This window comes from Thermostichus sp. MS-CIW-30 (genome assembly GCF_054058015.1).
The window spans coordinates 194,092-203,431 of record NZ_JBSRZW010000002.1 but is presented as its reverse complement, the minus strand read 5'-3'; the positions used below and the strand labels follow the sequence as shown (position 1 = coordinate 203,431).

The 9,340-nt window shown below is 56.4% G+C and carries 8 protein-coding genes and 1 pseudogene; 6 read left to right on the top strand and 3 right to left on the bottom strand.

The features are described from left to right. The 5 genes and pseudogenes from ACVWXW_RS01865 to pxcA form a co-directional block, all read left to right on the top strand. Positions 1 to 422: pseudogene (locus ACVWXW_RS01865) on the top strand (hypothetical protein); the annotation flags it as partial. A 271-nt stretch (positions 423 to 693) separates the two neighbouring features. Further along, positions 694 to 1,050, top strand: coding sequence for a ferredoxin-thioredoxin reductase catalytic domain-containing protein (locus ACVWXW_RS01860; protein ID WP_011432451.1), 357 nt, complete (start codon positions 694 to 696; stop codon positions 1,048 to 1,050). A 104-nt stretch (positions 1,051 to 1,154) separates the two neighbouring features. Then, positions 1,155 to 1,271, top strand: a complete 117-nt coding sequence (locus ACVWXW_RS01855; protein WP_011432450.1) for a photosystem II reaction center X protein — start codon at positions 1,155 to 1,157, stop codon at positions 1,269 to 1,271. A 256-nt stretch (positions 1,272 to 1,527) separates the two neighbouring features. Further along, positions 1,528 to 2,931 (top strand): glycosyltransferase, encoded by a 1,404-nt coding sequence (locus ACVWXW_RS01850; protein ID WP_457402453.1) that lies wholly within the window; start codon positions 1,528 to 1,530, stop codon positions 2,929 to 2,931. Between the two features lie 180 nt (positions 2,932 to 3,111). Next, complete coding sequence (gene pxcA, locus ACVWXW_RS01845; RefSeq protein WP_457402451.1) at positions 3,112 to 4,494, top strand: proton extrusion protein PcxA; 1,383 nt, start codon at positions 3,112 to 3,114, stop codon at positions 4,492 to 4,494. 163 nt (positions 4,495 to 4,657) lie between these two features. Here the strand turns inward: pxcA and ACVWXW_RS01840 are convergent, their stop codons facing one another. Next, a complete protein-coding gene (locus tag ACVWXW_RS01840; protein ID WP_457402450.1) occupies positions 4,658 to 5,248 on the bottom strand; it encodes a DUF721 domain-containing protein in 591 nt (196 codons plus the stop codon). Between the two features lie 33 nt (positions 5,249 to 5,281). Further along, complete coding sequence (locus ACVWXW_RS01835) at positions 5,282 to 7,117, bottom strand: mechanosensitive ion channel family protein (protein ID WP_457402448.1); 1,836 nt, start codon at positions 7,115 to 7,117, stop codon at positions 5,282 to 5,284. Here ACVWXW_RS01835 and ACVWXW_RS01830 point away from each other — a divergent pair. Further along, on the top strand, positions 7,099 to 7,230 hold the full coding sequence (locus ACVWXW_RS01830) for a hypothetical protein (protein ID WP_414343450.1): 132 nt from the start codon (positions 7,099 to 7,101) through the stop codon (positions 7,228 to 7,230). The two genes, ACVWXW_RS01835 and ACVWXW_RS01830, sit on opposite strands and share 19 nt — an antisense overlap. Here the strand turns inward: ACVWXW_RS01830 and uvrB are convergent. Further along, entirely contained in the window at positions 7,227 to 9,314 is a 2,088-nt protein-coding gene (gene uvrB, locus ACVWXW_RS01825) for an excinuclease ABC subunit UvrB (protein WP_457402445.1), read from the bottom strand. The genes ACVWXW_RS01830 and uvrB overlap by 4 nt on opposite strands. Positions 9,315 to 9,340 lie beyond the last annotated feature (26 nt).

The following is a 9,340-nucleotide window of genomic DNA, read 5'->3' as shown; positions in this document are numbered from 1 at the left end:
GCCGCACCTGTCCATGTTGCGGCCATGTTTCATCAGACAACCGCCAGACCCAAGCCTGGTTCGAGTGCGTGGCGTGCGGCTATGAGAATAACGCCGATCGCGGCAGCGGGCCGGAGGCCTTTCGCGGCAGCGGGCCGGAGGCCTTTCGCGGCAGCGGGCCGGAGGCCTTTCTGGTCGGTGCCATCAACATCCTTGCTCGCGGGATACAGCTGTTGCGAGACGAAGGGCAGGACACGGCCGACGCTGCGGTCGGGATGCGGGTGGGTGAACCACCCGTGTCAGCCCGGATGGCCTGTGGATCGAACTGCACGGGCGGTCGGAAGCAGGAACCCGCCGAGACGACTGCGCAAGGAGCCATCCATGCGCAGCGTGGTAGGAATCTCCGGCCTAAAGGCCGGGGAGGATGTCAAGGTATTCTGTAGAGTACGCCAAGGCTGGCTCTTGCTACGGCCCCTAGATGTTGCCTTGTGTAACAGCAAGGGCATAATCTTTTGTCCTGCCTAGAGGTCTGCTGTACAACGAAGAGCGAGATACAGCTTTTCTCGACGTTGTGGGAGGTCTGTGGAGTTATCTGTGGAGTTAATAGAATCCCGGCCCCCTACACGTCTGTACTGGCTTCGGGAGGCGTCGTCGGAAAAAGCTGTGAACCCCATTGCTAGCAACAGCCGGTTAGTTCCACTTTTGGGAATCGTCATGGAAAGTCGTGGTTACAAAAAGTCCTCACAGAAGAGCTTTGAGTTGATGCGGCATTTCGCAGAAACCTACGCCAAACGCTCCGAGACCTTTTTCTGCTCGGATCCATCAATTACGACGGCGGTGATCGAAGGCTTGGCTCTGCACAAAGAGCAATTGGGCGCCCCGCTGTGTCCCTGTCGTTTTTATGAAGACAAAGAGGCAGAAGCAAAAGCAGGCTATTGGAATTGCCCCTGTGTACCCATGCGGGAGCGAAAGGAATGTCACTGTATGCTGTTCTTAACGCCGGATAACCCCTTTGCCGGCAAGAGCCAAACCCTAGAGGAGGTGCCCCTGGAATACCAAACTACCAAATGACAGCGCCCGGCAGGGACAAAGGCAGGCTTTGGAAGGGTGACAGGGCTCGGTATAATCGAAAAGCCGTTGGGCAATGGTTATTTGCACGAGGAGGAAACGCTTTTATGACTCCCTCACTTGCTAACTTCCTCTGGAGCTTGGTGGCTGGTGCAGTTGTGCTGGGGGCTCTCTTTGGCGCCATCATCTTTGTCAGCCAAAGGGATAAAGTGCGTCGTCGCTGAGATCCCCGCTCGTTGGCACTTGCCCGCCAATGCTTCCCTTTTCCCTGTACTGCTATCGCTGGGTGGGGAGAGACTGGGGTGGCAAGATGTGGCTGCGGTACGCAATCGCTGGAGGGCTTCGCCCCTGTTGTCGGGGATCCAGCTGGGTTGGGTGACCAACAGATTGAGATCTAAGGTGCTTGAAGCCGTTGTTGCAAACGATCACACCTTATGATCGAAGACTATCCAGCGATACCCCAGGGATCCCTTGCCAGCGTTGACCCACCCCTTGTATTACTGGCGGCAAAAAAACCGCTACTACCACGAGGATCTGGAGCGGCTGCATCGCTTTTTTGTCCCTGCCGGTTTGCGCATCTTGGAGATTGGTTCCGGCACGGGATCCCTGCTCAATGCCTTGCAGCCCAGCTTCGGGGTGGGGATCGACCGGGATGCGGACATTGTTGCCCAAGCTCAGGCAGAGTTTCCCCATCTCCATTTCCGGGTGCAAGATGCCCACACCTTGGACAAAGAGGATCCCGTCTTGGCGGAGCCTTTTGATGTGATCTTGCTCGTCAATACCCTGGGCTACCTGGCCGACATCCAGCAGGTTCTCCAGCAGTTGCGCCGCTTCTGTACCCCACGCACCCGCCTGATCCTCTCCCACCACAACCCGCTCTGGGAGCCGATTCTGGGCTTGGCAACCGCTCTGAAGCAACGGATGCCTCTGCCGGCAGCCAACTGGTTATCGGCAGCCGATGTGGCCAACCTGCTGCACTTGGCAGGATACGAGGTCATTCAGCAGGGCAAGCGGCTGTTGTTGCCGCGGCGGATCCCGTTCCTTTCGACTGTGATCAACCGGGTGATTGCCCCATTGCCCGGGATCAACGCCCTCTGCCTGACAGAGTACACAATCGCTCGCCTGCAGCCCGACCCTGCCTGGGATCCCCCCCCTGAGCAGCAGCCTTCCTGCACCGTGGTGATTCCGGCTCGGAATGAAGCGGGCAACATCCGCCGCTGCGTGGAACATTTGCCCGAGATGGGATCCCGCACCGAGATCATTTTTGTGGAGGGGCATTCCAGCGACGGGACTTGGGCCGAGATCCAGCGGGTACAGGCGGAATACCAAGGGATCCGCAATATCCGGGCTCTACGGCAGGAGGGCAAGGGCAAGGGGGATGCGGTGCGCAAGGGGCTAGCCGCCGCTACAGGGGATGTGTTGATCATCCTCGATGCCGATTTGACGGTACAGGCAGAGGACATGCCCAAGTTTTTCCGGGCTGTGGCTTCTGGGCGGTGCGACTTTGCCAATGGCTGTCGCCTTATCTACCCCCTGAAACCGGAGGCAATGCCTCGGCTGAACCAATGGGCCAATCGTTTTTTTGCCGCTCTCCTCTCCTATATTCTCGGCATCCGCATCAAAGATTCCCTCTGTGGCACCAAGGCCCTGTGGCGGGAGGATTACCAGCAGATTGCCAAGCTGTGCCAAGAGTGGGGGGATTTCGACCCGTTTGGAGATTTTGACCTGTTGCTGGGATCCGCCAAGCGCACCCTGAAGATCCTGGATATCCCCGTGCGCTATTTCCCCAGAACCTATGGTCGCTCCAACATTCACCATGTGCGAGAGGGGCTGCGGCTGCTGCAGATCTGTGGCTTTGCCCTCAAGCGCTTTAAGGGATACTGAAGTTTGCTCTGACCCAAAGGTGCCGGTCTGTACTTCTGTCGAGGCAGGGCCAGTCTCTGCAAGTACTTCTCCACCGTTGGGATTCCCGCCTAGGCACCCAGGACTCGTTACAATAATTAGTCAATCGGATCACTGTAATGTGTGGATCGGCCCCCATGGGGAGTGCCACGGGAACGAGCAATGGGAGAATCCGTATTGAGCAGGCTGGGCCAATGGATCTCGAATACCCCCCTGCGCTCCCTTGACCAAGCTTATGAGGCTGCCCTGCGCATTAAAGCCATCGAGGATCAATACTTCCAGGGAGGATCCATCGGCAGCAACGGGCAACATGGCCAGAATGTCAGCCGCTACTTTCAAATTCAACTGCGCCGGCAACTGCGCCAGATCGATCTGCGTTTGGCAGAGTTCAGAGCCAGCAGCGCCCTTTCTCGCCTGCCGGATCCCGAGCAAAATGGCAGTGGCCCTGTTTCTGCCCAAGATAAAGATCAAGAACGCCATGCCGCTGAGGTCGATGCTCCTGAAAGCAACGGCGAAAACCCTGAGAATGGTCGCCAAAGACGAGATCTTTCCATCTTGGAGAAACTGCAGTTTATCGATCAGGTGACTTCTCGATACAAACGCCCGACCAGAAAATCCCAGCCCATCTCTGCTTCAATTTCCACTTCACCTGAGCCTCTCGAACGGCCAGAACAACCTACCTCAACCCAACCCAGTTCTCCTGATGTCTCTGTCAAGGCAGGCTCCGGCAATGGCGCTGCCCCGGTCGCTTCCAAAGCTGCGATTCTGCCCCGTTCTATTCTGCGCACAGCCAGCCAAATCCGCCGTGAGCTGAGTTCCCAGGCCGAAGAGGAACTGATCCAGGAGTATCGCGAGGCTCGCACTCGCACACTGGTATCGATTCGTTTTCTGTTGTTGTTGGCCATTTTGCCTCTGCTCACCCAGATCCTCTCGAAAAACTTTCTGTTTGGGCCATTGGTAGATCACTTGCAACAACGGGAGCCTGCCATTGTGGCTCTGAGCCACGAATTTCAAGAAAAAGCCCTGACAGAGTTCGAGTTTTTCAAGGAAAGAATAGAATTTGAGCGAGCTTTGCACCATCAATCTCCAGAGTGGGATCTGGAATCAGCAGATCAACTGTCCATGAAGGCAGAGGAACTGCTGAAAAAATATAGCCGTAGGAACTCGGAAGGCTTGAAGAATATCCTTGCTGATTTGCTTTCGCTGCTGGTGTTTGGCTGGCTTATCTTTGTTGGGCGTGAGGAAATCGAAGTCCTCAAGTCTTTTTTGGATCGTCTGATCTACGGTCTCAGCGATAGTGCCAAGGCTTTCATTATTATTCTCTTTACCGATGTGTTTGTCGGTTATCACTCTCCCCACGGTTGGGAGGTGCTGCTGGGTAATTTGGCTGCCCATTTGGGGGTACCGGAGAACCGCGATTTTATCTACGGCTTTATTGCTACTTTTCCGGTTTTCCTAGATACGCTTTTTAAGTATTGGATCTTCCGCTATTTAAACCGTGTATCGCCGTCTTCGGTGGCCACCTATCGGGCTATGAACGATTAAGGGTTCGCAGTTGCATTTCAAACTGGGTTGAGACGCTTCCCAAGCGCTCCTTGCCGCTGCCGTAACCATCCACAACCTCTCTCAGAGGAAGAAAGAAGTTGGGGATCGACCTGACGAATCGTTTGATTGCCATTTGAAGCAACCGTAATTCGAGTTTCCTGAGTTAGCTGGGCGGGCGCAAGGATTGTCGATGGCAGAACCCGCAGACAAACCAACGCTCCAATTCGGCGGCAGGGGTGGGACAGCGGCAGGCGGGGCAAGGGAACAGGTTCTCCTGGGTTTGTTGTTGCTTCACCACTCTGGCCCAGCGCTCGAAAGCCACTTTCGGGTCGGAGGTGGGCTGTTTTGGATTGGGGCTGCGACAGGATCCAGGGCGTTGTCCATCTTGGTCTGCTAGGCGGGGAGCGCCATAAAACTTGCTGGTCAGCTCCGCATCAGGGTGGGGGGTGGCTTGGCTGGATCCCTCGTGCCAGGCACCAGGGCTGAAGCGGATATCGCTGAGGGGAGGTTGGATGCGGCTGTTGAGTTTCTTGAGAATGAGCTGACGTTGCAAGGTTAAATTTTGCGCCCAGGCCGGGGTAGAGGTGGCCACTTGCAGCACCTGTCGGCGCACGCTGAGGGGATAGGTTTGGGCGGCTACGGCCTCTCCGACGAGTTCGGGCCAGAGCTGCCGCAGGGTTTGCATTTGCTTCAGTTCAGCCCAACGGGGATGGCTGCCAAAGCTTCCCAGTACCTCATCTAACCGCTGCAACATGGTGTCGATAGGGTGTCAATGGCAGGCAATAGCTTAGGAAACACCATTTTGGTCTTCCGGCGATTGAGCCGCTTCTTTGAGGGCAGAGTGAATGGAGTCGGTATCGGGCAAAGAAGGGGATCCGCCATTTTGACTGAGGGGGGCAAATCCCTCTAGGCTGCGGATATGAATATCTTGTTGCGGGAAGGGGATGCGGATCCCACGTCGCCGAAACTCAGCCTCGATCAGGAAGTTTAGCTCGCTGATCAAGACAAACTGATCTTGAGGACGGTTGATCCACACCAGCAGCTCAAAGTTAAGTGCAGAAGGGCCAAAGGACTTGAGCCAGACTTGGGGGGCAGGGCTGCTCAACACCCGAGCATTTTCTCTGGCGGCGCTGAGCAGGGCTTCGGTAACCAAGGCGGTATCGGAGCCGTAGGCCACGCCGACCGGAATGTGGATGCGACAGCGGGGATCCCGGTAGCTCCAGTTCACCACCTTTGATTCGGTAAAGCGGGAGTTGGGCACAATCACAAAAATGCGATCCAGGGTGCGCAAGACGGTGGCCCGTGGGCCAATGCGCTCCACCGTGCCGAGCAGGTTGTCCACTTCCACCAGATCCCCGATTTGGATGGGGCGCTCCAGCAAAATGGCAATGTAGCTGATGTAGTTGTTGGAGAGGTTTTGCAAACCAAAGCCGATCCCCAAACCCACCGCCCCGGCAATAACCGCCAAGGAGCCCAGATTAAGGCCGCTGAAGGGCAAGACCAGAAGGATGCCGAACAGGGTCAGGATGTACTTGAAGATGGCCGCCGAAGACTCTTGGGTGCCCAGATCCAGCCCCAGGCGTGCCAAAAAGCGCTGCTTGAAGCCAACACTGACGTAGTGGGCGCCGGTGAAAACCAAGATGGAGAGGACGAGGAAGACCAGCAAGCTGGCAATCGAAACGCTGGAGTTGGGCAGAGGCTGGGTGAGAACGCCCAGAGCCGTGGCGACCACACGACCCAGGCCCAGGTAAAAGGAGCGCTGAAAGGGTCGTAGGGCAGGGATGAAGCTGATACCGCGATCCAGCGAGATGCCGGCGATGAGGATCACCCCCACGCCCCGCAGCAGCATCCCACCCACATCAATCCAGGTGCCCCAGGTCTCTCCGGCCTTAAGCTCCAACCAGCGTTGCAGACGGGTTAAGCTGCGGTCGAACAGCCGCCAGAGGAAGAACCCCACCACCAGGGTGGCGATCCCTGCCAGGAGGGTCAGAACCAGCACGCGCGGATCCTGGGCCCGCTGCAGAGCCAGCAGATCTTCGCGGTAATCGGCAATCGCTTGCTCCAACCGCCGCGCCCAACTGTTGGCCACCAGACGCACGTCATTCAGGTTCACCTGACCCGGTGCCACCCTGCGCTCCGCGGCAGCATCGGCATAGGTGACGGTAAACAAATACCGTTGGGTGGCCTCAAAGCGGCCTCTTTCCCCCAGGCGTAAGATGTATTGCCCATTGGCATCCTGGGCTACCCGTACCTCTGGCTGTGGCAACTGCCCTTCTTCGAGAAAGCGCTCGATGATCGCCCGAACGTTGTCGGCCCGCACATCGCTGGGGTAGTCTGCCGTCTGCAGGCGAAACACCGGGATGTTCCCCACCAACACCTCTGTGCCCTCTTGGCCGGTCAAAGGGATCCCGACTGGGCTGGGAGCCGGAGCAGGGGATCCCTCAGGAGTTGGCGCTTCAGCCGGTGTGGGGCGGGGATCCGTCAGGAAAAAGTTGGGATCCCGAAATTCAAGGGCTTGGGCCAATGAAGGGGCAGAGGCGACGGCAGGGGTGAGCCAGAGACCTATCCCCACCGTCAGCCCAACCCAAAGAGCTGCTCGCTTAAGTGGGACGGAGTCCTGCATGGCCGGTTTGGTACGAACGCCTATCGATCAATTGGGGATCCCTGGTGCTGCCCCGCAAGCTCATGGTGGCACAAGCCGACCTCAATTTTGGCCGATCTGAGCAAGGATTTTAGGTGCCCTGAGAATGGCCCAGAAGGCGTTGACGCAGCTTTTTGATTCTATCTCGCAGCTCGGCGGCTTCCTCAAATTCTAGGTTTTTGGCGGCCTCTTTCATCTTCAGTTCCAGTTGGCCGATCAGCTCTGGAATCTCGGAGAGAGGGATCTCTTGCGCAGCTTGAAAGGCTTTTTCCAGATCTGGGTTGCTGAGTTTGCGGGAGATGGCCAAAAAAGACAAGATGGCATTGCTGTTTTTCTTGACAATGGGCTTGGGCGCGATGTTGTGTTGGCGGTTGTATTGCAATTGAATCTCGCGGCGACGCTGGGTTTCGGCAATGGCCCGGGCCATGCTGCCGGTCATGGTGTCGGCGTACATCACCACCATACCGCGGACATTTCGTGCTGCCCGCCCGATCATCTGAATCAGGGAGCGCTCTGCTCGCAAAAACCCTTCTTTGTCAGCATCCAAAATGGCCACCAAAGAAACTTCTGGCAAGTCCAACCCTTCCCGCAGCAAGTTAACTCCTACCAACACGTCAAAGGCCCCTTCTCGAAAATCTTGTAAGATTTCAATTCGCTCAATCGAGGTGATCTCGGAATGCAAATAGCGAACTCGGATCCCTCGCTCCTGGAGATATTCTGTGAGATCTTCTGCCATCCGTTTGGTGAGGGTGGTCACGATCACCCGTTCGGCAGATCCCTGCCGAGAGCGCTCCAATCGCAAATAAATTTCTCCCAGCAAATCGTCCACTTGCCCAGCCGTGGGGCGCACATGCACCTCGGGATCCACCACCCCAGTGGGCCGAATCACCTGTTCGATAACCCGACCGCTGCCCTGCACATAAAACTTCAAGGTCTTGCCATCTTCCACCCGGGTTTCAAATTGGGCCTCGCTCTGCTCCAGTTCCCAGTTGCCGGGGGTAGCCGAAACAAAGATACACTGATGAACCTTGGCCCAAAATTCTTCGGCTTTGAGGGGGCGATTGTCGAGGGCGCTGGGCAGGCGAAAACCATGATCTACCAGCACCTGCTTGCGGGCACGGTCGCCATTGTACATGCCGCGAATTTGGGGCACGGTCACGTGGGACTCATCCACCACCAACAGCCAATCGTCGGCCTTGAAATAATCCACCAAGCAGGCGGGGGGCTCTCCTGCTTTGCGTCCCGTTAAATGTCTAGAGTAGTTTTCGATCCCATTGCAATAGCCCACCTCTCGCAGCATTTCTAGGTCGTAGCGGGTGCGCTGTTCCAGCCGTTGGGCTTCCAGGAGCTTGCCTTCTTTGCGAAAGAGGGCCAGTTGCTCTTCCAGTTCTTGCTCGATATTGAGGATTGCCCGCTCCAGTTGTGCTTCCGGCGTTACAAAGTGCCGAGCAGGATAAACTCTGAGGGCGCTGAGGCTGTTCAAAATCTCACCTGTAACCGGGTCGATTAAGCGAATGGCCTCGATCTCATCCCCAAAAAATTCGATGCGAATGACCCGATCCTCATAGGCCGGCACAATTTCCAGCACATCCCCTTTGAGGCGAAATCGCCCCCGCACCAGCTCCAGGTCATTGCGCTCGTACTGGATGCTGGCCAGATCCCGCAAGACATCCCGTTGGTTGATCTCCTGGCCGACTTTGAAGGGGATGGAAGCCTTCAGGTATTCTTCTGGCATGCCCAGACCATAGATGCAGCTCACCGAGGCCACCACAATCACATCCCGCCGTTCAAACAAGGAGCGGGTAGCCGAGTGCCGCAACATATCGATTTCATCGTTGATGGAAGAAGATTTGGCGATGTAAGTATCGGTGCTGGGAACATAGGCTTCCGGTTGGTAATAGTCGTAATAGCTGATGAAGTATTCGACGGCATTATTGGGAAACAGCTCTCGTAGCTCATTGCACAGTTGTGCTGCCAAAGTCTTATTGTGGGCCATCACTAAGGTGGGCCTGCCCACCTGCTGAATGGTATGGGCGATGGTAAACGTTTTGCCGGTTCCGGTTGCTCCCAGCAAGGTTTGAAAACGATGGCCTTCTGAAATCGACTTCACCAAGCCGGCAATTGCCTTAGGTTGATCTCCGGTGGGTTGATAGGGAGAAACCAGTTGAAACTCTGACATGGGTTTGACTTTCGGATGGGCCTAGA

Coding starts and splice junctions, on each gene's coding strand:
- ACVWXW_RS01860 (WP_011432451.1), top strand. CDS start 694: ATGGAAAGTCGTGGTTACAAAAAGTCCTCACAGAAGAGCTTTGAGTTG.
- ACVWXW_RS01855 (WP_011432450.1), top strand. CDS start 1,155: ATGACTCCCTCACTTGCTAACTTCCTCTGGAGCTTGGTGGCTGGTGCA.
- pxcA (WP_457402451.1), top strand. CDS start 3,112: ATGGGAGAATCCGTATTGAGCAGGCTGGGCCAATGGATCTCGAATACC.
- ACVWXW_RS01840 (WP_457402450.1), bottom strand. CDS start 5,248: ATGTTGCAGCGGTTAGATGAGGTACTGGGAAGCTTTGGCAGCCATCCC.
- ACVWXW_RS01835 (WP_457402448.1), bottom strand. CDS start 7,117: ATGCAGGACTCCGTCCCACTTAAGCGAGCAGCTCTTTGGGTTGGGCTG.
- uvrB (WP_457402445.1), bottom strand. CDS start 9,314: ATGTCAGAGTTTCAACTGGTTTCTCCCTATCAACCCACCGGAGATCAA.